This is a genomic window from Bacillus sp. 1735sda2 (assembly GCF_024159245.1).
Taxonomy (GTDB): domain Bacteria; phylum Bacillota; class Bacilli; order Bacillales; family Bacillaceae; genus Bacillus; species Bacillus pumilus_O.
This window is the reverse complement of record NZ_JAMYWZ010000001.1, coordinates 2,933,644-2,954,420: the sequence shown is the minus strand read 5'-3', so window position 1 is coordinate 2,954,420 and position 20,777 is coordinate 2,933,644. Positions and strand designations below refer to the sequence as shown.

At 44.3% G+C, this 20,777-nt stretch carries 11 protein-coding genes, 21 tRNA genes, 3 rRNA genes, 1 pseudogene and 1 riboswitch; of the genes and pseudogenes, 29 read left to right on the top strand and 7 right to left on the bottom strand.

Going from position 1 to position 20,777, the window contains the following annotated elements:
- Positions 1 to 9: 9 nt before the first annotated feature.
- Positions 10 to 1,557, top strand: a complete 1,548-nt coding sequence (locus NKR21_RS15440) for a flotillin lipid rafts scaffold protein FloT (protein WP_003213366.1) — start codon at positions 10 to 12, stop codon at positions 1,555 to 1,557.
- Between the two features lie 29 nt (positions 1,558 to 1,586).
- Here the strand turns inward: NKR21_RS15440 and ftsW are convergent, their stop codons facing one another.
- From ftsW to NKR21_RS15425, 3 genes are read right to left on the bottom strand one after another with little or no spacing between them, the layout of a single operon-like run.
- Positions 1,587 to 2,723 (bottom strand): putative lipid II flippase FtsW, encoded by a 1,137-nt coding sequence (gene ftsW, locus NKR21_RS15435; RefSeq protein WP_119125716.1) that lies wholly within the window; start codon positions 2,721 to 2,723, stop codon positions 1,587 to 1,589.
- 2 nt (positions 2,724 to 2,725) lie between these two features.
- Entirely contained in the window at positions 2,726 to 3,880 is a 1,155-nt protein-coding gene (rodA, locus tag NKR21_RS15430) for a rod shape-determining protein RodA (protein WP_012011013.1), read from the bottom strand.
- Between the two features lie 14 nt (positions 3,881 to 3,894).
- The gene (locus NKR21_RS15425; RefSeq protein WP_144456204.1) at positions 3,895 to 4,530 is read right to left on the bottom strand and encodes a DUF1232 domain-containing protein; all 636 of its coding nucleotides are present in this window, start codon (positions 4,528 to 4,530) and stop codon (positions 3,895 to 3,897) included.
- A gap of 168 nt (positions 4,531 to 4,698) precedes the next feature.
- On the opposite strand from NKR21_RS15425, the gene NKR21_RS15420 reads away from it, so the two are divergent.
- Complete coding sequence (locus tag NKR21_RS15420; RefSeq protein WP_144456202.1) at positions 4,699 to 5,253, top strand: GNAT family N-acetyltransferase; 555 nt, start codon at positions 4,699 to 4,701, stop codon at positions 5,251 to 5,253.
- Positions 5,254 to 5,493: 240 nt separating this feature from the next.
- Here NKR21_RS15420 and thiT read toward each other — a convergent pair.
- Positions 5,494 to 6,069 (bottom strand): annotated as a pseudogene (thiT, locus tag NKR21_RS15415) (energy-coupled thiamine transporter ThiT).
- Between the two features lie 98 nt (positions 6,070 to 6,167).
- Positions 6,168 to 6,269: riboswitch (TPP riboswitch) on the bottom strand.
- Between the two features lie 436 nt (positions 6,270 to 6,705).
- Here thiT and NKR21_RS15410 point away from each other — a divergent pair.
- The 24 genes from NKR21_RS15410 (at position 6,706) to NKR21_RS15295 (ending at position 13,985) form a co-directional block, all read left to right on the top strand.
- Positions 6,706 to 8,254, top strand: a 16S ribosomal RNA gene (locus NKR21_RS15410).
- A 182-nt stretch (positions 8,255 to 8,436) separates the two neighbouring features.
- A 23S ribosomal RNA gene (locus NKR21_RS15405) occupies positions 8,437 to 11,367 on the top strand.
- A 61-nt stretch (positions 11,368 to 11,428) separates the two neighbouring features.
- Positions 11,429 to 11,544 (top strand): 5S ribosomal RNA (gene rrf / locus NKR21_RS15400).
- The 16S, 23S and 5S rRNA genes sit together here with 21 tRNA genes alongside, the layout of an rRNA operon.
- Before the next feature lie 491 nt (positions 11,545 to 12,035).
- Positions 12,036 to 12,111, top strand: a tRNA-Val gene (locus NKR21_RS15395).
- Between the two features lie 33 nt (positions 12,112 to 12,144).
- A tRNA-Thr gene (locus NKR21_RS15390) sits at positions 12,145 to 12,220 on the top strand.
- 37 nt (positions 12,221 to 12,257) lie between these two features.
- Positions 12,258 to 12,333, top strand: a tRNA-Lys gene (locus tag NKR21_RS15385).
- A gap of 8 nt (positions 12,334 to 12,341) precedes the next feature.
- Positions 12,342 to 12,424 (top strand) — tRNA-Leu (locus tag NKR21_RS15380).
- A gap of 30 nt (positions 12,425 to 12,454) precedes the next feature.
- Positions 12,455 to 12,526: transfer RNA gene (locus NKR21_RS15375), tRNA-Gly, on the top strand.
- 12 nt (positions 12,527 to 12,538) lie between these two features.
- A tRNA-Leu gene (locus NKR21_RS15370) sits at positions 12,539 to 12,624 on the top strand.
- 10 nt (positions 12,625 to 12,634) lie between these two features.
- Positions 12,635 to 12,711 (top strand) — tRNA-Arg (locus tag NKR21_RS15365).
- Positions 12,712 to 12,718: 7 nt separating this feature from the next.
- Positions 12,719 to 12,795 (top strand) — tRNA-Pro (locus tag NKR21_RS15360).
- A gap of 8 nt (positions 12,796 to 12,803) precedes the next feature.
- Positions 12,804 to 12,876: transfer RNA gene (locus NKR21_RS15355), tRNA-Ala, on the top strand.
- 24 nt (positions 12,877 to 12,900) lie between these two features.
- Positions 12,901 to 12,974 (top strand) — tRNA-Met (locus NKR21_RS15350).
- 4 nt (positions 12,975 to 12,978) lie between these two features.
- Positions 12,979 to 13,055, top strand: a tRNA-Ile gene (locus NKR21_RS15345).
- Between the two features lie 7 nt (positions 13,056 to 13,062).
- Positions 13,063 to 13,155, top strand: a tRNA-Ser gene (locus tag NKR21_RS15340).
- Between the two features lie 29 nt (positions 13,156 to 13,184).
- Positions 13,185 to 13,261 (top strand) — tRNA-Met (locus NKR21_RS15335).
- 22 nt (positions 13,262 to 13,283) lie between these two features.
- A tRNA-Asp gene (locus NKR21_RS15330) sits at positions 13,284 to 13,360 on the top strand.
- Between the two features lie 18 nt (positions 13,361 to 13,378).
- A tRNA-Phe gene (locus NKR21_RS15325) sits at positions 13,379 to 13,451 on the top strand.
- Between the two features lie 27 nt (positions 13,452 to 13,478).
- Positions 13,479 to 13,554 (top strand) — tRNA-His (locus NKR21_RS15320).
- A 9-nt stretch (positions 13,555 to 13,563) separates the two neighbouring features.
- Positions 13,564 to 13,637 (top strand) — tRNA-Gly (locus tag NKR21_RS15315).
- A 17-nt stretch (positions 13,638 to 13,654) separates the two neighbouring features.
- Positions 13,655 to 13,731, top strand: a tRNA-Ile gene (locus NKR21_RS15310).
- Positions 13,732 to 13,737: 6 nt separating this feature from the next.
- Positions 13,738 to 13,812, top strand: a tRNA-Asn gene (locus tag NKR21_RS15305).
- Between the two features lie 3 nt (positions 13,813 to 13,815).
- Positions 13,816 to 13,906, top strand: a tRNA-Ser gene (locus tag NKR21_RS15300).
- Positions 13,907 to 13,913: 7 nt separating this feature from the next.
- Positions 13,914 to 13,985 (top strand) — tRNA-Glu (locus tag NKR21_RS15295).
- A 78-nt stretch (positions 13,986 to 14,063) separates the two neighbouring features.
- On the opposite strand, the gene NKR21_RS15290 is transcribed toward NKR21_RS15295, so the two are convergent.
- The 3 genes from NKR21_RS15290 to NKR21_RS15280 form a co-directional block, all read right to left on the bottom strand.
- The gene (locus tag NKR21_RS15290) at positions 14,064 to 14,540 is read right to left on the bottom strand and encodes a TspO/MBR family protein (RefSeq protein WP_119125277.1); all 477 of its coding nucleotides are present in this window, start codon (positions 14,538 to 14,540) and stop codon (positions 14,064 to 14,066) included.
- An 85-nt stretch (positions 14,541 to 14,625) separates the two neighbouring features.
- A complete protein-coding gene (locus tag NKR21_RS15285) occupies positions 14,626 to 15,360 on the bottom strand; it encodes a TraR/DksA C4-type zinc finger protein (protein ID WP_041815883.1) in 735 nt (244 codons plus the stop codon).
- A gap of 120 nt (positions 15,361 to 15,480) precedes the next feature.
- Positions 15,481 to 16,419 (bottom strand): 1,4-dihydroxy-2-naphthoate polyprenyltransferase, encoded by a 939-nt coding sequence (locus NKR21_RS15280; protein ID WP_012011005.1) that lies wholly within the window; start codon positions 16,417 to 16,419, stop codon positions 15,481 to 15,483.
- Positions 16,420 to 16,800: 381 nt separating this feature from the next.
- Between NKR21_RS15280 and NKR21_RS15275 the strand changes: the two genes are divergently transcribed.
- The 3 genes from NKR21_RS15275 to menH are packed head-to-tail and all read left to right on the top strand — an operon-like array spanning position 16,801 to position 20,763.
- On the top strand, positions 16,801 to 18,219 hold the full coding sequence (locus NKR21_RS15275) for an isochorismate synthase (RefSeq protein WP_012011004.1): 1,419 nt from the start codon (positions 16,801 to 16,803) through the stop codon (positions 18,217 to 18,219).
- Positions 18,212 to 19,954 carry a 2-succinyl-5-enolpyruvyl-6-hydroxy-3-cyclohexene-1-carboxylic-acid synthase gene (menD, locus tag NKR21_RS15270; RefSeq protein ID WP_144457588.1) on the top strand — a complete coding sequence of 581 codons (1,743 nt, stop codon included), beginning with the start codon at positions 18,212 to 18,214 and terminating at the stop codon, positions 19,952 to 19,954. The genes NKR21_RS15275 and menD overlap by 8 nt, the downstream gene beginning before the upstream one ends.
- Positions 19,939 to 20,763 (top strand): 2-succinyl-6-hydroxy-2,4-cyclohexadiene-1-carboxylate synthase, encoded by an 825-nt coding sequence (menH, locus tag NKR21_RS15265; protein WP_012011002.1) that lies wholly within the window; start codon positions 19,939 to 19,941, stop codon positions 20,761 to 20,763. The genes menD and menH overlap by 16 nt, the downstream gene beginning before the upstream one ends.
- Positions 20,764 to 20,777 lie beyond the last annotated feature (14 nt).

The following is a 20,777-nucleotide window of genomic DNA, read 5'->3' as shown; positions in this document are numbered from 1 at the left end:
GGGAATGCTATGCCAGGAACAACTATTTTAATTATTATTGGAATTGTGCTTGTGATTTTAATTGCACTTATTGGTGTATTTGTTTCGAAATACCGGACAGCTGGTCCAGATGAAGCATTAATCGTCACAGGAAGTTACCTCGGAAGTAAAAATGTCCACGTCGATGAAGGTGGAAACAAGATTAAGATTGTAAGAGGTGGAGGTACCTTTGTACTCCCTGTTTTTCAACAAGCAGAGCCGCTCAGCTTACTATCTAGCAAGCTAGATGTTTCAACGCCTGAAGTCTATACTGAACAAGGTGTACCAGTCATGGCAGACGGAACGGCCATCATTAAAATTGGTGGATCGATTGAAGAAATTGCTACTGCTGCCGAGCAGTTTTTAGGTAAAACAAAAGAAGACCGCGAAAACGAAGCGAGAGAAGTACTAGAAGGACACCTTCGCTCCATTTTAGGGTCAATGACAGTTGAAGAGATTTATAAAAACAGAGAGAAATTTTCTCAAGAAGTACAGCGTGTCGCTTCTCAAGACTTAGCAAAAATGGGCCTCGTCATTGTATCGTTTACCATCAAAGATGTCCGTGATAAAAATGGCTATTTAGAATCACTAGGTAAACCAAGAATTGCCCAAGTGAAACGCGATGCAGATATTGCGACAGCAGAAGCAGATAAAGAAACACGTATCAAACGTGCAGAAGCAGATAAAGATGCGAAGAAATCTGAGCTTGAGCGTGCTACTGAAATCGCTGAAGCAGAAAAAATCAATGAGCTGAAAAGAGCAGAATTCAGACGTGAACAAGATACAGCAAAAGCAAGCGCCGACCAAGCGTACGATCTTGAAACAGCTCGTAATCGTCAGCACGTAACTGAACAAGAAATGCAAGTAAAGATCATTGAACGACAGAAGCAAATTGAATTAGAAGAAAAAGAGATTCAGCGTCGTGAGCGTCAATACGATTCTGAAGTGAAAAAGAAAGCAGATGCAGACCGTTATGCTGTTGAGCAGTCAGCTGCAGCGGAAAAAGCGAAACGCCTTGCAGAAGCGGATGCTAAGAAATACAGCATTGAAGCAATGGCAAAAGCAGAAGCTGAGAAAGTCCGAATTGACGGGCTTGCCAAAGCGGAAGCGGATCGTGCGAAAGGGGAAACTGAAGCAGAGGTCATTAGACTGAAAGGTCTTGCGGAAGCAGAAGCGAAAGAGAAAATCGCTGAAGCATTTGAACAGTATGGTCAGGCAGCGATCCTTGATATGATCGTGAAAATGCTTCCTGAATATGCGAAGCAAGTATCTGCACCACTTTCTAATATTGATAAAATTACGGTTGTGGATACGGGAGGTAACGGAGAAGGTAGCGGAGCCAATAAAGTCACTGGCTATGCTACAAACCTCATGTCCAGTCTACAAGAAAGTCTGAAAGCATCCTCTGGAATTGATGTCAAAGAAATTATTGAGAACTTTTCCGGAAAAGGCAATGTGAAGCAAAGCATTCAGGAACTAACGAATGAAATCAAACAACCAAGAAAAAAAGAGATCGCTGATACTCAAATAGAAGAATAAAATCATAGACACCTTCCATCAGAAGGTGTCTATTTGGCATGTGCCCAGTATGGATTCCTATTTACATATGAAGAAAGATTTACGAGAATACCAGCAGATATCATCATGAACACTAGGGAGGAGCCGCCATAACTAATGAAGGGAAGCGGAATGCCTGTGATCGGAAGAAGACCAAAGACAGCGCCTAAATTAAAGACGGCTTGGAGTATGATCTGAAACGTAAGCCCAATCGTTAACAGTTTTCCAAAAGGGTCTTGTAAAGCATGCACAATTCGCATTGCGCGATACATGATGAGTAGATATGCGCCCATCACAATCAACACCCCCATGATGCCCAGCTCTTCACTGATAATGGCCATAATAAAATCCGTATGGGCTTCAGGAAGAAAGCCTAGCTTTTGAATGCTCCCTCCTAAGCCATTCCCTGTCAGCCCGCCTGAATTCATGGCGAGATACGAATGAATGAGCTGATAGCCATCTCCATCTTCATACTGAAAAGGATCACGAAAAGAAGTCAGCCGCTTCAAACGGTATGGAGCTGTCACTGCAAAAAAAGTGATGCCTGCTGCGGCAATCGATCCTAGTAAAATGAGATGGCGCGTTTTCAGTCCAGCGCACAATAAAATAATGCCGCAGCTTAATAAAATAGACACAGCTGTGCCTAAATCAGGCTGTTTTAAGATGAATAAAAAAACAAAACTTAAAAGGATCAGTGGCGGCATTACACCTCTTTTAAAAGAGGTAATGTACGCCTGTTTTTTCGCGTACACATAGGCAAAATAAATCACCATCACTAGTTTCACAGCTTCAGAAGGTTGGAGCATAAGAGAGCCCAGCTGAATCCATCGCTGAGAATTGTTTTTCACAACACCGATTCCAGGAAGCAGAACTAGAATGAGACATAGCAATGACAGCATGACAAGCCACTTGATCCATTTACGATAAATCTGATAAGGGAAAAGAGCAGCAATGAAGAAAAAGAATCCTCCAATCAGGAGCCATTGCCATTGTTTAATAAAGAAATAGCTGCCTTTCTCATACTTCACTTCTCCTAAAGGATAACTAGCACTGTACACCATCAGTAAACCAAATAAACAGAGGAACGCAATTGTTCCAACAAGAACGAGGTCGACTCTTTTGAGATGAGATAGAAAAAATGTTACCATCTTCAATTCCAATTGTCTCCGAACATATAGGATGATGATCTGATATTGACACTAAACACGAGGCCAATGGCAATCATGTTAGTGAGTAGCGCACTGCCTCCATAGCTGATAAAAGGAAGCGCGAGTCCTGTTACAGGCATTAATCCAATTGTCATTCCTACGTTTTGGAAAACTTGAAACACGATCAGTCCAACGACACCCGCACATATGTACAAACCATAAAGCGTATTCGCGTGCATAGCCACATGAATAATTCGGTAAATCATCATCAAGTACAAACACATTAAAAGGGAGGCGCCGATAAAACCAAACTCCTCACCAATGACGGCAAAGATAAAATCCGTATGCGCTTCAGGGATATTACCGCCTTGTACTTGATGCCCCTTTGTAAAACCGCTTCCTGATAATTGACCTGATCCAATACCGAGCATCGATTGTTTCAGCTGATACCCGTATGTTGAATCAAATTCATCGGGAGAGAGCCAGCCATAAATGCGATCAAGCTGATGTGGCTTAATGATTTTTGTGAAATGCTCAAAATGTTCGTTGTGTAAGTAGACCAAAAATGAAAGAAATGCCAGAAAAGAAGCCGTTAATGCGGCCATCATCTTGCTAGAAATCCCTGAAACAAGCATTAGTGTAAAGGCGATAGATAATACGACGAGCGCTGTCCCTAAATCAGGCTGAACTAAAATGAGTAAAAAAGGAACAACGGTCCAGCAAACGACTTTACTTGTAGGAATGATACTTTCTTTAAACGAGAATCGCTGATGCTTGTATTGGTTCAGCACAGCCGCTAGAAGCAAGATCATAAAAATTTTCATGAACTCTGATGGCTGAACTTTGATTGAACCGAAGCTGATCCACCTTTGCGAACCGTTTTGACTCGTTCCAAAAAAGTGCACAAGAATAATGAGAAAAATACCACCTGCAAATAACCGAAAAGATAAACGCTCAAGCAATTCATAATCAAAGTATGCAGCTATGGCCATGAGACCAAAGCCGACGATATACCAGAAGATTTGTCTTTTGACGAAATAAAACATATCCTGCGTTTCATACTGCCCCGATCCGCTATATACAGCTATCAGGCTGATGACAAAGAAACAAATGACAGTGAGTAAAAGGATGAAGTCAATGCTGTACTGTTTTTTCATAGCTTCTTTTCCTGTTACCTATTTGTCAGCTGGTCTATGACGATTTTCACAGCCGCAGCATCATCAATGTAGCCGATCGGAAAAATATAATCTGGTATTAAATCAACAGGCATAATGAAATAAAGGAGCGCGCCCCCCATCAGCATTAATTCTCGAGAAGTACCTCGTCCGGTCATGAATAAGCTGTACATGTCTTTCAAATGCTGAAGGAATGGTCCGATGCCGTTTAGCGTCTCCATCTTTTTCTCAAACTTTGCCGAGATCGTTTCTTTTCCCTCGTTTGTTTGGCTATAGGTCTCATATTCGTTTAGCTTTTGTTTCAATTTCGTCTGACTAAATGTACCGTCATAGACCTCCTGATCTTTCAGTGTTGTTTCGATCTCTTCTACCGCTTGGATGAACGTATCACTATGTGCCTTTTCGTTTTTGATTGGAAACCCAGCAGCAGCTAATAGTTGATCTAATGATAGGTTGAGAGAATCTGAAAGCCGCTGCAGATGATTCAAAGTTGGTTTTCTTTTTCCGTTCATGATTCGAGACAGTGTCGCTTTATCAATTTCTGTGTATGTGCTGAGCTCTCTTAAAGATAAAGAACGTTGTTGCAATCTTTCCTTTAAAAGAGTCCCAAGCTCAGTTGTTTTAGAATCCATTTTACGCCATCCTTTGTATGATGTATCAACTCTTCTATAGAAGAAGTCGTACTCAATATAAAGGTGTGTTGACAAAATGTCAATGGATATCCTTTACTGGTTGAATTTTAGGAAATAGGAATTTATCATAATAAAGATATGGTGAAAAAATGAGAAGGAGTGGCGCGGATGAAGGTGAGACATGCTGTACAACAAGATATTCCTAAAATCGCCGAAATACATGTGAAGAGCTGGCAGACGACTTATCAAGGTATTATCAATCAGGATTATTTGGATGGTTTAAAAATAGAAGAGCGAGAAGAAAGCTGGAGAAGAATGTCACTTGAAGGGACGTTTGTCGCAGAAGATGCCGAGGGGGTATTTGGTTTTGCTTCTTTTGGAAAACAACGTGATGAGAGGTATCCAACATATGATGGAGAACTTTACGCGATCTATTTATTGCAAAAGAAACAGAGATCAGGAGTAGGAATTGCTTTAATTGCAGAAGGAGTGCGTTATTTAATAGAGAAAGGGTATCAAAATATACTACTGTGGGTATTTGAACAAAACTCGGCAAAGCATTTTTATCAAAAGCTTCAACCTCATTTTGTCGTTACCAGCCAGTTCGAGCTGGCTGGCGAGAAGCATGATGAAATAGGGTACGGGTGGGAGCTACCTGTATTAAATGACCATCTACACCGAATTAAATCGTCAGCTTCCAATAATAATGAGAGAAAAATGTGAAAAGCACCGCTAGCAACATATAAGAGATAAGAGGAGAAGCTTCTACTTTTCCTTTTATTCCTGCTATCTTTAAAGCTTCATAGAAACCTGCCAAAAAATAAGCAAGACTGAGAATATAACAGCACAGCATAATGGAGTAAGGGTTCATTGATGTACCTCCAACATGAAATCTTCTACTATTAATAGATTCCATAGAGCGGCAATTTATGCATAAAAAAATAACCAGCTGAAATCAGCCAGTTATTTTTTGTGAGGAAAAACCAAACGAGATGCACTTGGTATGAGTATGCAAAGAACGATACTGCAAATAATAAATGAAGGAACCATATATGTGCTGTTATAAATTAAAGAGTAAACCCAACCTGGCGTTCCTTTTGGTGCATACTGAGAAAAGAAAACAACACCAGAAATAAAGAATGTCAACAGTCTGAAGAAACTTGCAACAAATACGGATAAAGTAATATAGAAGAATTGCTGCTTTCGCTTTTGATCCTGAATGGCTTTTTTAATCAATCCAGCAAATAGGCCGCTTAGGGAAATGACAACAGATGCGACGAAATAATCGAGGAATCCTTAAACTGGTGTAGCGATAATAGGGCCATTCATTAGCTGAAGGCCTGCAATAAGCACGCCAATGATAAACCCGGTTGATATTCCCCATCTAATAGACATAAGAATGACGGGGATCATAATCAGCGCAAGAGATCCGCCATTCGGCATTCTTAAAAAGAGACCTGATAAGTAATCTAATACAAGTGCAAGTGAAGTCATAATTGCGATTTCCATCAGTCGTACCAATTGGTTTGATTGCTGCATAAAAAAATCTCCCTTTTCATGAATTGAGCAAGGAGAGACCGTGTAAGGATGAGTATGTTATTCATAGAAAAACATATCGAGTTGAATACACCATATGTATTCAAATGAATCCACATTCCTACTTCAGTATTAACTGACAGGTTCAAAGGGTCAGAACAACAAGTGTTCACTCTCAGCACAAAGCTCCCCCTGCGGTTATTTAGTTTTCTTCTATTATAAATATACTAAAGACCTTCTAGATCAACAATAGAGAATTCCTGTGACAATCGATTTTTGTATGATTATATAGGTAGAGATAAGGGAAAATAAATTATTTAGAAAAAATACTTGTTTCCTCTCTCAAAAGGTGTTATATTTGTATTCGCCGCTAAAACAGCGCGGTTATTAAATAACATAAAGAAAAAAGTTGTTGACTTTATCTTGATAGAATGTTATATTAATAAAGTCGCCTCTGAGAGACGGCGAAGATGATCTTTGAAAACTAAACAAGACAAAACGTACCTGTTAATTCGAGTTTTTATAAAAAATCCTATGATGTTTCATAGGTAGTCAGTCAAACGCTGACGAGGCAGGAAATGATCACATGCTAAGTTCGCTACATCGTGTAGCAACGCATGTGTGATATGCATCCTGCATACCTCGGAGAGTTTGATCCTGGCTCAGGACGAACGCTGGCGGCGTGCCTAATACATGCAAGTCGAGCGGACAGAAGGGAGCTTGCTCCCGGATGTTAGCGGCGGACGGGTGAGTAACACGTGGGTAACCTGCCTGTAAGACTGGGATAACTCCGGGAAACCGGAGCTAATACCGGATAGTTCCTTGAACCGCATGGTTCAAGGATGAAAGACGGTTTCGGCTGTCACTTACAGATGGACCCGCGGCGCATTAGCTAGTTGGTGGGGTAATGGCTCACCAAGGCGACGATGCGTAGCCGACCTGAGAGGGTGATCGGCCACACTGGGACTGAGACACGGCCCAGACTCCTACGGGAGGCAGCAGTAGGGAATCTTCCGCAATGGACGAAAGTCTGACGGAGCAACGCCGCGTGAGTGATGAAGGTTTTCGGATCGTAAAGCTCTGTTGTTAGGGAAGAACAAGTGCGAGAGTAACTGCTCGCACCTTGACGGTACCTAACCAGAAAGCCACGGCTAACTACGTGCCAGCAGCCGCGGTAATACGTAGGTGGCAAGCGTTGTCCGGAATTATTGGGCGTAAAGGGCTCGCAGGCGGTTTCTTAAGTCTGATGTGAAAGCCCCCGGCTCAACCGGGGAGGGTCATTGGAAACTGGGAAACTTGAGTGCAGAAGAGGAGAGTGGAATTCCACGTGTAGCGGTGAAATGCGTAGAGATGTGGAGGAACACCAGTGGCGAAGGCGACTCTCTGGTCTGTAACTGACGCTGAGGAGCGAAAGCGTGGGGAGCGAACAGGATTAGATACCCTGGTAGTCCACGCCGTAAACGATGAGTGCTAAGTGTTAGGGGGTTTCCGCCCCTTAGTGCTGCAGCTAACGCATTAAGCACTCCGCCTGGGGAGTACGGTCGCAAGACTGAAACTCAAAGGAATTGACGGGGGCCCGCACAAGCGGTGGAGCATGTGGTTTAATTCGAAGCAACGCGAAGAACCTTACCAGGTCTTGACATCCTCTGACAACCCTAGAGATAGGGCTTTCCCTTCGGGGACAGAGTGACAGGTGGTGCATGGTTGTCGTCAGCTCGTGTCGTGAGATGTTGGGTTAAGTCCCGCAACGAGCGCAACCCTTGATCTTAGTTGCCAGCATTTAGTTGGGCACTCTAAGGTGACTGCCGGTGACAAACCGGAGGAAGGTGGGGATGACGTCAAATCATCATGCCCCTTATGACCTGGGCTACACACGTGCTACAATGGACAGAACAAAGGGCTGCGAGACCGCAAGGTTTAGCCAATCCCATAAATCTGTTCTCAGTTCGGATCGCAGTCTGCAACTCGACTGCGTGAAGCTGGAATCGCTAGTAATCGCGGATCAGCATGCCGCGGTGAATACGTTCCCGGGCCTTGTACACACCGCCCGTCACACCACGAGAGTTTGTAACACCCGAAGTCGGTGAGGTAACCTTTATGGAGCCAGCCGCCGAAGGTGGGACAGATGATTGGGGTGAAGTCGTAACAAGGTAGCCGTATCGGAAGGTGCGGCTGGATCACCTCCTTTCTAAGGATATATGGAGCAGCGTGCGTTTTCGTCTTGTTTAGTTTTGAAGGATCATTCCTTCAAAACATGTCTCTAGCGAGACAGGATTGTTCTTTGAAAACTAGATAACAATAAGTAATACATTCACATTGAATGCAATGCAAAGTTCATCACACATAGTGATTCTTTCTAAAGTAAGAAATGGTTAAGTTAGAAAGGGCGCACGGTGGATGCCTTGGCACTAGGAGCCGATGAAGGACGGGACGAACACCGATATGCTTCGGGGAGCTGTAAGCAAGCTTTGATCCGGAGATTTCCGAATGGGGAAACCCACTGCTCGTAATGGAGTAGTATCCATACTTGAATACATAGAGTATGAGAAGGCATACCCGGGGAACTGAAACATCTAAGTACCCGGAGGAAGAGAAAGCAAATGCGATTCCCTGAGTAGCGGCGAGCGAAACGGGAACAGCCCAAACCAAGAGGCTTGCCTCTTGGGGTTGTAGGACACTCTATACGGAGTTACAAAGGAACGATATAAGCGAAGAGGTCTGGAAAGGCCCGCCAAAGAAGGTAACAGCCCTGTAACTGAAATGTTGTTCTCTCCAGAGTGGATCCTGAGTACGGCGGAACACGTGAAATTCCGTCGGAATCCGGGAGGACCATCTCCCAAGGCTAAATACTCCCTAGTGACCGATAGTGAACCAGTACCGTGAGGGAAAGGTGAAAAGCACCCCGGAAGGGGAGTGAAATAGATCCTGAAACCGTGTGCCTACAAGTAGTCAGAGCCCGTTAAAGGGTGATGGCGTGCCTTTTGTAGAATGAACCGGCGAGTTACGATCCCGTGCAAGGTTAAGCAGAAGATGCGGAGCCGCAGCGAAAGCGAGTCTGAATAGGGCGCATGAGTACGTGGTCGTAGACCCGAAACCAGGTGATCTACCCATGTCCAGGGTGAAGTTCAGGTAACACTGAATGGAGGCCCGAACCCACGCACGTTGAAAAGTGCGGGGATGAGGTGTGGGTAGGGGTGAAATGCCAATCGAACCTGGAGATAGCTGGTTCTCTCCGAAATAGCTTTAGGGCTAGCCTCAAGGTAAGAGTCTCGGAGGTAGAGCACTGATTGGACTAGGGGCCCCTACCGGGTTACCGAATTCAGTCAAACTCCGAATGCCGATGACTTATCCTTGGGAGTCAGACTGCGAGTGATAAGATCCGTAGTCGAAAGGGAAACAGCCCAGACCGCCAGCTAAGGTCCCAAAGTATACGTTAAGTGGAAAAGGATGTGGAGTTGCTTAGACAACCAGGATGTTGGCTTAGAAGCAGCCACCATTTAAAGAGTGCGTAATAGCTCACTGGTCGAGTGACTCTGCGCCGAAAATGTACCGGGGCTAAACGTATCACCGAAGCTGCGGACTGTTCTAACGAACAGTGGTAGGAGAGCGTTCTAAGTGCTGTGAAGTCAGACCGGAAGGACTGGTGGAGCGCTTAGAAGTGAGAATGCCGGTATGAGTAGCGAAAGACGGGTGAGAATCCCGTCCACCGAATGCCTAAGGTTTCCTGAGGAAGGCTCGTCCGCTCAGGGTTAGTCGGGACCTAAGCCGAGGCCGAAAGGCGTAGGCGATGGACAACAGGTTGATATTCCTGTACCACCTCCTCACCATTTGAGCAATGGGGGGACGCAGGAGGATAGGGTAAGCGCGGTATTGGATATCCGCGTCCAAGCAGTTAGGCTGGGAAATAGGCAAATCCGTTTCCCGTGAAGGCTGAGCTGTGATGGCGAGCGAAATTTAGTAGCGAAGTTCCTGATTCCACACTGCCAAGAAAAGCCTCTAGCGAGGTGAGAGGTGCCCGTACCGCAAACCGACACAGGTAGGCGAGGAGAGAATCCTAAGGTGATCGAGAGAACTCTCGTTAAGGAACTCGGCAAAATGACCCCGTAACTTCGGGAGAAGGGGTGCTTCTTAGGGTGTTAAAGCCCCGAGAAGCCGCAGTGAATAGGCCCAGGCGACTGTTTAGCAAAAACACAGGTCTCTGCGAAGCCGTAAGGCGAAGTATAGGGGCTGACGCCTGCCCGGTGCTGGAAGGTTAAGAGGAGCGCTTAGCGTAAGCGAAGGTGCGAATTGAAGCCCCAGTAAACGGCGGCCGTAACTATAACGGTCCTAAGGTAGCGAAATTCCTTGTCGGGTAAGTTCCGACCCGCACGAAAGGCGCAACGATCTGGGCACTGTCTCAACGAGAGACTCGGTGAAATTATAGTACCTGTGAAGATGCAGGTTACCCGCGACAGGACGGAAAGACCCCGTGGAGCTTTACTGCAGCCTGATATTGAATGTTGGTACAGCTTGTACAGGATAGGTAGGAGCCTTGGAAACCGGAGCGCTAGCTTCGGTGGAGGCATCGGTGGGATACTACCCTGGCTGTATTGACCTTCTAACCCGCTGCCCTTATCGGGCAGGGAGACAGTGTCAGGTGGGCAGTTTGACTGGGGCGGTCGCCTCCTAAAATGTAACGGAGGCGCCCAAAGGTTCCCTCAGAATGGTTGGAAATCATTCGCAGAGTGTAAAGGCACAAGGGAGCTTGACTGCGAGACCTACAAGTCGAGCAGGGACGAAAGTCGGGCTTAGTGATCCGGTGGTTCCGCATGGAAGGGCCATCGCTCAACGGATAAAAGCTACCCCGGGGATAACAGGCTTATCTCCCCCAAGAGTCCACATCGACGGGGAGGTTTGGCACCTCGATGTCGGCTCATCGCATCCTGGGGCTGTAGTCGGTCCCAAGGGTTGGGCTGTTCGCCCATTAAAGCGGTACGCGAGCTGGGTTCAGAACGTCGTGAGACAGTTCGGTCCCTATCCGTCGCGGGCGCAGGAAATTTGAGAGGAGCTGTCCTTAGTACGAGAGGACCGGGATGGACGCACCGCTGGTGTACCAGTTGTTCTGCCAAGGGCATCGCTGGGTAGCTATGTGCGGACGGGATAAGTGCTGAAAGCATCTAAGCATGAAGCCCCCCTCAAGATGAGATTTCCCATTCCGCAAGGAAGTAAGATCCCTGAAAGATGATCAGGTTGATAGGTCTGAGGTGGAAGCGTGGTGACACGTGGAGCTGACAGATACTAATAGATCGAGGACTTAACCTATATTCTATTGTGAAGTTTGAACATTGTTATCTAGTTTTGAGAGAACATTCTCTCCATCAGGTTTGGTGGCGATAGCGAAGAGGTCACACCCGTTCCCATACCGAACACGGAAGTTAAGCTCTTCAGCGCCGATGGTAGTTGGGGGTCTCCCCCTGTGAGAGTAGGACGCCGCCAAGCTTGTATAAGGATCAGTTCCATTTGGAACTGATCTTTTTTGTGCTTCTTGAGAAAATATGCTACTGATTGCACTTGTTTGATGAACGTTTCAACACTCCACTCTAGCGTATTTATAAGCAGATGAAAGTCTTTAAAAATGAGATCGTGTATTCCAGTTAACTATGAAATAACCAGTAAAGAGTTAGATGAATAGATGATAGAAAAGCTCTGTATTGATATTAGTAGATAATTAATTCTAATTCAGACATAATGGGTATCTAATGTGAGATGCTAATATTTATGAAGGAATTGCCCATTTTTAAAGAGAATATAGAATGGAGGCGTTTAAGTGATGAACGTTAGATGACGCTGATTGATTAGAGGAAATAACGGTCATTTGCTAAAAGAAATACGGGATGAAAATTGAAATAAAATTTTTTTAATATAGCCTTTACAAATGATGAAAACCTGTATATAATAATCTTTGTCGGATCGAGAGATTCCTACATAGTGGAGGATTAGCTCAGCTGGGAGAGCATCTGCCTTACAAGCAGAGGGTCGGCGGTTCGAGCCCGTCATCCTCCACCATATTTATTCTTACATAATGTTAGGATAGATAAAGCCGGTGTAGCTCAACTGGTAGAGCAACTGACTTGTAATCAGTAGGTTGGGGGTTCAAGTCCTCTTGCCGGCACCAGTTTCATATGGTAAGATAGACAAGTCGCTTTTAAAGCGAGCCATTAGCTCAGTTGGTAGAGCATCTGACTTTTAATCAGAGGGTCGAAGGTTCGAGTCCTTCATGGCTCACCATGTTTCATGCGGGTGTGGCGGAATTGGCAGACGCGCTAGACTTAGGATCTAGTGTCTTTATGACGTGGGGGTTCAAGTCCCTTCACCCGCATTGCCAAATAAAATAAAGAAATCCTGTAATGCGGAAGTAGTTCAGTGGTAGAACACCACCTTGCCAAGGTGGGGGTCGCGGGTTCGAATCCCGTCTTCCGCTTATACCATCCACGCCGGGGTGGTGGAATTGGCAGACACACAGGACTTAAAATCCTGCGGTAGGTGACTACCGTGCCGGTTCAAGTCCGGCCCTCGGCATTATAAATAAGCGCCCGTAGCTCAATTGGATAGAGCGTTTGACTACGGATCAAAAGGTTAGGGGTTCGACTCCTCTCGGGCGCGCCATTAAGATCGGGAAGTAGCTCAGCTTGGTAGAGCACTTGGTTTGGGACCAAGGGGTCGCAGGTTCGAATCCTGTCTTCCCGACCATCTTTTATGGGGCCTTAGCTCAGCTGGGAGAGCGCCTGCCTTGCACGCAGGAGGTCAGCGGTTCGATCCCGCTAGGCTCCACTTTTAAAAGATTATTTTGATCATGGCGGTGTAGCTCAGCTGGCTAGAGCGTACGGTTCATACCCGTGAGGTCGGGGGTTCGATCCCCTCCGCCGCTATAAAGGACCTTTAGCTCAGTTGGTTAGAGCAGACGGCTCATAACCGTCCGGTCGTAGGTTCGAGTCCTACAAGGTCCACCATCTATACGGAGGAATACCCAAGTCCGGCTGAAGGGATCGGTCTTGAAAACCGACAGGGGTGTCAAAGCCCGCGGGGGTTCGAATCCCTCTTCCTCCGCCATATTTTTTAAAAACTTAAATTGATATCATCGCGGGGTGGAGCAGTTCGGTAGCTCGTCGGGCTCATAACCCGAAGGTCGCAGGTTCAAATCCTGCCCCCGCAACCAAATTATTTTATACAGCCAAAATGGTCCGGTAGTTCAGTTGGTTAGAATGCCTGCCTGTCACGCAGGAGGTCGCGGGTTCGAGTCCCGTCCGGACCGCCATTTTTAAAAAGAATACATGGCTCGGTAGCTCAGTTGGTAGAGCAACGGACTGAAAATCCGTGTGTCGGCGGTTCGATTCCGTCCCGAGCCACTTTTATAAAAAAATATTGATAGTATGGCGGTTGTGGCGAAGTGGTTAACGCACCAGATTGTGGCTCTGGCACTCGTGGGTTCGATTCCCATCAATCGCCCCATACATATTTGCGGGTGTAGTTTAGTGGTAAAACCTCAGCCTTCCAAGCTGATGTCGTGGGTTCGATTCCCATCACCCGCTCCATTTGTATATCCAATCATGGGCCTGTAGCTCAGCTGGTTAGAGCGCACGCCTGATAAGCGTGAGGTCGGTGGTTCGAGTCCACTCAGGCCCACCATGATATTCCGCAGTAGCTCAGTGGTAGAGCTATCGGCTGTTAACCGATCGGTCGTAGGTTCGAGTCCTACCTGCGGAGCCAAATGGAGAAGTACTCAAGTGGCTGAAGAGGCGCCCCTGCTAAGGGTGTAGGTCGCGCAAGCGGCGCGAGGGTTCAAATCCCTCCTTCTCCGCCATTTATCTGGCCCGTTGGTCAAGCGGTTAAGACACCGCCCTTTCACGGCGGTAACACGGGTTCGAATCCCGTACGGGTCATTTTTAAAAGAGGTCTTGTCAAAGATCTCTTTTTTATTTTCTCCAAAAAAGAAAGACCGCCATAATAACGGTCTTTTTTTACATGTTCATGGAATAGATCGTATAAGACAAGTAAGTTGCAAAGAATCCCCATAACACATAAGGAATGAGTAAAATTGGAACGACTTTGCTTAGTTTACGCGAGACGATCACAAGAGCAAGTGCTGTCAGTGCGACAAGCAGGCAATCAATCGTAGCGGCAAATAAATCTTTTTGTGTAAATTGAAAAAAACTAAAGGCTTGATTAAATACATAATTTAAAAGAAAAAGAATCCAAAATGGTAAAGTGATTTTTTGAAATCCATATTTTCCATAAATGATCGCTGCGGACAACGAGATGAGAGCAAATAAGACAGCCCATACAGCACCAATTACACCACCACTTGGTGTCCATTCCGGTTTATTTAATGCATCATACCACTCTCTGTCAATCGGAAACAGGAATCCCGCCACAGAGAATAATGCGTATGTAATAAAGAAAACAATCACTGCCCAAATGATACTTTTTCTTGCCATTAGAATCTCCTCCAATCAAATTCACTCTTAAAGTGATTTCCCAATTATTACATGATATAAACATGAAGCCCCCATTATGAGGGGACTAATGATTTTCTTCTGTATAAGGTTCTTCTTCGTACGGCTTCAAATCACCAAATACGGTCATGACGCCTTCTTCGTCCAATGCTTCTTCATAAGCTTCGTGGGCTTTATTTGGATATACCTTGCTTGCTTTTCCCTCAATATCAGCAGCTGCGAATCCCTCATAGTCTTCGACATAATCTTCATCTTCTGATTGTGTATACACATCATCGTATGTCAATGGAGGAAATTCCATATCGGACGGCGTATCAGAATTTCCGTACCGTTCTACGTCTTGATATGCATCTTCACCATCGTATGCCGCACTTTCTTCATTTTCAAATTGACCTGAGGGCGGACTTAATAAATCCTCTTCAATCGGACGGTTTTGTGAAACGGTTTGTTCTTTTGAATGTTCTGTGCATGTGACGGCACTAGGCAAGGCTTCTAAACGTTCCTTTGGGATAGGGGCTTTACAGACCTTGCACTGGCCATAAGAGCCGTCTGTGATGGCTTGAAGTGCTTCATTGATGTCTAACAGATGTTCATGTTCCAAACTGTTTAATGCAATATCTTTCCCGCGTTCGAACAGTTCTGTCCCTTGATCACCTGGGTGATTATCATAGGCTGACAGATCTCCGACAGAATCATAAGGAAATGATACTTTTTGTTCATCGTCATGGCTTTTGGCTTCGAGTTCATGCTTTTCATCGAGAAGTCGCTGCTTCAAATGATGTAATTCGTCTTTAGACAACAAAGCGATCATCCTTTCATATCAAACATAATGTTAGTATGAGCAATTTTATCTGTAAGACTAGTTCCAATTTGAAGCAATTCCTCATGAAAAAACGCCTGCGGCTGGGGCAGGCGTTCTTTGTTAAGCAATATAGTATTGTAAGATCAAAGCGATTGTTAGCAGAAAACCGAAAAATGTATTGGTTTGAGCTGTCGATTTCATGGCATTCATTAATTCAATTGGTTTTTCTTTTTGCTTAAATTCTTTGATAGCTGTATATGCTTTTGGGACACTGAGTAAAACAAGAAGACTCCAAAGGCCGACAATATCTGTGAAGATATAAACAAAAATAAGTACATATGAGATCAAAAACATGGAAAGTAAAATGTTCACTGCCGCTTTTCGTCCAGCAAGGATAGCAAGTGTTTTTCGTCCATTTTCTTTATCACCGTCTAAATCGCGGATATTGTTCGATAGTAAGATGGCACCAACTAAAATTGAAATTGGTAATGAGACGAGAACAGCTTTTGACGTCAGTGTGCCTGTTTGAATATAGAAACTGATCAGAATAATTCCTAGTCCCATAAAGGCACCTGACACAAGTTCTCCAAACGGTGTATATGCAATAGGAACAGGACCGCCTGTATAGAAATAGCCTGCTGCCATACAAATGAGTCCTATCAGTGCAATCCACCAGCTAGACATCATGCAAATGTATACTCCTAGTAGTAAGGAAAGCGCAAATAGTGCATAAGCGAGGCCGAGAACTGTTTTTGGCTTTACACCATTTCTGACAATGGCGCCGCCGATACCGACAGATTTCTCGTTGTCCAATCCGCGAACAAAATCAAAGTATTCATTAAACATGTTTGTTGCGATTTGGATAAACATTGATGCAAACAGCATAGCTAAAAATAGCCCAACATGTATTTGACCACTTGGAAGTGCTAGAACAGTTCCTAAAGTAACGGGAATAAATGCTGCTGTTAATGTATGCGGTCGTAGTAAATTCCACCAAATCCGCCAGTTCTTATCAGGCTTTATCGGTGAAAGCTGATCTGATATCGATTGATGCTGCATAAAATATACTCCTTTAAATAAAAAAATACGTACACGTCCAAATTCCAGTTTAGCAAAGTTCAAAAAGGTGTCAATATATTGATGCGATGAATCCAGAAAAAGATGTTTGCTAATCGTTGCCATATCGAGAGAAAGCTTGATCTTAAAACAAGACTTTCCATTTTTCTTATAGATGCTCTCGTTTCAAGAAGCGAGAGCGAAAAAATCTAGAAAGCGTGATATAATAAGGAATCGAGGTTTTAAAAGCTGTTTTCTTTACTAAGTTCATCTGTTAAGGTTTATAATAGAAAAGCAGGTCATTCGACATATTCGAATGTTCACGTATTTTTTCATGATGGTTTTATTTTTTATGTTATTTCATGGATTTTGGAGGAATGTATCATGGTGACAACAGTGCAAAGTACTTTCCGGCAGGAAGCGCTTGCGACATTAGAAGAAGCGAATAACGTCAACCATGCTGTTTTGATAAGCTACTCCAGAAGAGTTGACGATCTGGATCCTCTTGCCTTTTTCCAAAGCGGCGAAGCGGATTTTTTAGGCGAGCGCTTTTTTTGGTCTGATCCAGAAAGCCAAATGATATTTTCTGGACTTGGCAGAGCGGCCGTTATTAAATCATCTGAGCAAGGTAAGGAACGATTTGATACAGTCCATCAAGAATGGGAACAGCTGAAGCAGCACATGTTCCATTTTCATGATGAGAAGGAGTTAAGGCAAGCGGCTGTTGGTCCGCTTTTATTTGGTGGATTCTCATTTGATCCGTATGAAGAGAAGGCGCGTCACTGGGAAGCTTTTGGTGAGGCTCATTTTTTTGTGCCATCGATGATGCTCACTGTCTCAAAAGAAGGCACGTTTCTTACGATCAATGAATGGAAGCAGGTGGATGGGAATGTTCATCAGCTCATTCAAGAATTAGAACAAAAAGCCTCTCAATTCAAAACATTACCGCTCAGATATGATGGACAAGCTGAACTTGTTCATATGGAAGAACTAGATGTGAATGAATGGATGAAGGCGATCCAAGAAGCGACAGACCACATTCGTGCTAACGAATATGAAAAGGTTGTTCTAGCAAGAGAAGTCTTGCTTCACTATAAAAATCAAATTGAACTCGCTCCACTGTTATCAGCATTATTAAAGCATCAAACAACAAGTTATGTATTTGCGGTTGAACAGGGGAGACAAGCATTTGTCGGAGCTACACCGGAACGTTTAGTGAAAAAAAGCGGCGGAGAGGTCTTTTCATCTTGTTTAGCAGGTTCAATTGTTCGTGGAAAAAATGAAGAGGAAGATAAAGCATTAGGCGAGGAACTGTTGCATGATGAGAAGAATTTGATTGAACATCAAATTGTTGTCAATATGATTGAACAAGCATTTGAAGCCAATTGCCTTCGCGTGCATAAACCAAATCAACCTAGTCTTTATAAAACAAAAAATATTCAACATTTGTTTACACCGATTGTGGGAGAAATTAAAAACAGTTGTTCCCTCTTTTCGTTAATTGAACAGCTCCACCCGACGCCAGCATTAGGCGGATATCCGAAGGAAAAGGCGGTTGAGGTCATTCGTGAAATCGAACCGTTGAAACGTGGCTGGTATGCAGCACCAGTAGGGTGGATTGACTCTCAGGACAATGGAGAATTTGCTGTCGCCATTCGGTCAGGTCTTATTGAGGAAGACCATGTTCGTTTGTTCGCTGGCTGCGGCATTGTAGAGGATTCCCTTGCAAAGCAGGAGTATGAGGAAACACAAGTGAAATTAAGACCAATGCTATCTGCGCTTGGAGGTTGTCCTATTGAATAATCAGATTATGACAACATATATTGGCAGATTGATGGATGAATTTGTCCAAGGTGGCGTACAAGAGGCAGTTGTCTGTCCAGGTTCTCGTTCAACCCCGCTTGCAATGTTGGCTCTTGCCCACCAAGACATCAATGTCCATGTATTAGTGGATGAAAGGTCTGCTGCTTTTTATGCGCTAGGTCTCGCGAAAGCAAGTCAAACCCCAGTGCTGCTTATTTGTACATCAGGTACAGCAGCTGCTAACTTTTATCCAGCCATTGTAGAGGCACATTATTCCCGTGTCCCACTTATTGTTTTAACTGCTGATCGGCCGCACGAATTGAGGGAAGTTGGAGCACCTCAAGCGATTGATCAGCAATTCTTATTCGGTAAGTTTGTTAAATGGTTCACAGACTTAGCATTGCCAGAAGAAAGTCAGATGATGTTACGCTATGTTCAGACAGCGGCGGCAAGAGCAAATCATATGTCGATGCAAGAGCCGAAGGGACCTGTACAAATCAATGTCCCTCTGAGAGAACCATTGCTTCCTGATTTGTCTATTCATCCTTTCGACAGAGAAGAAACAGACCGAAAAAAGGTATTAGCTACAGGTCAGGCTTACCCAAATGATGATGTGCTATCTGAAATTGTGACGGTCATGAACCGTTCCAAAAAGGGACTGATTGTGTGTGGAGAGCTTCATACTCAGAAAGAAAAAGAGGCAGTGTTACGTCTTTCAAAAGACTTGCATCTTCCAATTTTAGCGGACCCGCTTTCTCATTTGCGAAATGGTCATGAGCATGCAGAGCTTATAATTGATGCGTATGATTCTTTATTAAAAGATGAAGCATTGCAGCAGCACCTATTGCCGGATATGGTGATTCGTTTTGGACCGATGCCTGTGTCTAAACCTTTATTCAAATGGCTGGAAAAACATGTGGATGTGAATCAGATTGTTGTTGATGCTGCTGGAGGTTTTCGAGATCCTGGACTGAGTGCTTCATACATCATTGAAAGTAATGTGGCAGCTTTTATAGATGAAGTAGTCAATAGAGCAGATCAACGTGCGGATACAAGTTTTCTAAAGCGCTGGCAGCATGCTAATTCATCATTCAGAACGCATGCATCTCATTATTCTGATGAGGATCTGTCATTTGAGGGGAATGTGTACCGTCAGCTTCAGCATCTCTTACCGAAGGAGAGTGTTCTTTTTATCGGAAATAGTATGCCGATTCGTGATGTGGATACGTTTTTTGAAACGCAATCGAACCCTTTTCGAATGATGGCGAACCGAGGCGCAAATGGTATAGACGGCGTCGTGTCTACAGCACTTGGCACGTATGCAGCTTTGAAACAGCCAGTCACCTTAGTGATTGGAGATTTATCATTTTACCATGATATGAATGGTCTTCTTGCAGCTAAGTTGATGGACATTCCACTGACGGTTGTGCTGTTAAACAATGATGGAGGAGGCATCTTTTCGTTCCTTCCGCAGGCGTCTGAGGAACCGTATTATGAAAAACTCTTTGGTACACCGACTGGACTGAATTTTGAGTATGCTTCTAAGCTGTATGGGGGAACCTATTCGAAACCTTCAACGAAACAAGAATTCCATGATGTCTATAAGGCTCATATAGAAGAGCCTGGACTTCATTTAATTGAAATTGAAACAGATCGGCATTCTCGTGTAAGCAAGCATCGTCAAATGATGGATGACATATTGGAAGAAGTGAAAAAAGAATGTCTTCTTTCATAATAAGGATGCGTGATGGTGTGGCGTACGAGGTGATAGATCAGAATCCATCAGGTGAGAATGCCACGCTATGCTTACACGGTTTTACTGGAAGTGCGGCTTCTTGGAACTTTTTGAATGCTTATATGGAAAATACAAGATTGATTCAAATCAGTTTGCTTGGACATGGCCGCACGGACTCACCAGAAAGTATAAGAAGATATGCGATGTCGCATCAACTGGCAGATCTTGCAGAGATTTTAAACCAATTAAAGCTTCACAAAGTGAATATTCTCGGATATTCTATGGGAGGACGTATTGCTTTATCATTTGCCTCTCGTTATTCAGAGCGAGTCAACAAGTTGATTTTAGAGAGTACCTCTCCAGGGCTTCGCACGTTTAAAGAGCGGATGGCAAGACTCAAACATGATCATCAGCTCGCTCAGAAAATGAGAGATGAAGGTTTAGTGAAGTTTGTGGATTTTTGGGAGAGTATCCCACTATTTGCTTCGCAAAAAACTTTATCAGCTCATGCGCAGGCTCAACTAAGAAAGGGAAGGCTGAAAGCCAACCCGCTTGGACTAGCTCGCAGCTTAGAAGGCATAGGAACAGGATCGCAGCCCTCTGTTTGGAAGGCATTAAAGCATTTAAATTTACCTGTTTTGTTGATTTGTGGAGCGCTTGATGAGAAGTTTTGCAATATCGCCACACGTATGCAGCAGGAGCTTGAAGGCAGTCAATTGATGTTGGCTGAGCAGGCTGGGCATACAGTTCATGTGGAACAACCACATTTTTTTGGTAAAATAGTTAGTGAGTTTATTACCCAAGATTAGAGGAGGAACTATTG

What these genes read in the sequence shown, in the direction of transcription:
- NKR21_RS15440 (WP_003213366.1), top strand. Translation starts at nt 10, where the DNA reads ATGCCAGGAACAACTATTTTAATTATTATTGGAATTGTGCTTGTGATT.
- ftsW (WP_119125716.1), bottom strand. Translation starts at nt 2,723, where the DNA reads ATGGTAACATTTTTTCTATCTCATCTCAAAAGAGTCGACCTCGTTCTT.
- rodA (WP_012011013.1), bottom strand. Translation starts at nt 3,880, where the DNA reads ATGAAAAAACAGTACAGCATTGACTTCATCCTTTTACTCACTGTCATT.
- NKR21_RS15425 (WP_144456204.1), bottom strand. Translation starts at nt 4,530, where the DNA reads ATGGATTCTAAAACAACTGAGCTTGGGACTCTTTTAAAGGAAAGATTG.
- NKR21_RS15420 (WP_144456202.1), top strand. Translation starts at nt 4,699, where the DNA reads ATGAAGGTGAGACATGCTGTACAACAAGATATTCCTAAAATCGCCGAA.
- NKR21_RS15290 (WP_119125277.1), bottom strand. Translation starts at nt 14,540, where the DNA reads ATGGCAAGAAAAAGTATCATTTGGGCAGTGATTGTTTTCTTTATTACA.
- NKR21_RS15280 (WP_012011005.1), bottom strand. Translation starts at nt 16,419, where the DNA reads ATGCAGCATCAATCGATATCAGATCAGCTTTCACCGATAAAGCCTGAT.
- NKR21_RS15275 (WP_012011004.1), top strand. Translation starts at nt 16,801, where the DNA reads ATGGTGACAACAGTGCAAAGTACTTTCCGGCAGGAAGCGCTTGCGACA.
- menH (WP_012011002.1), top strand. Translation starts at nt 19,939, where the DNA reads ATGTCTTCTTTCATAATAAGGATGCGTGATGGTGTGGCGTACGAGGTG.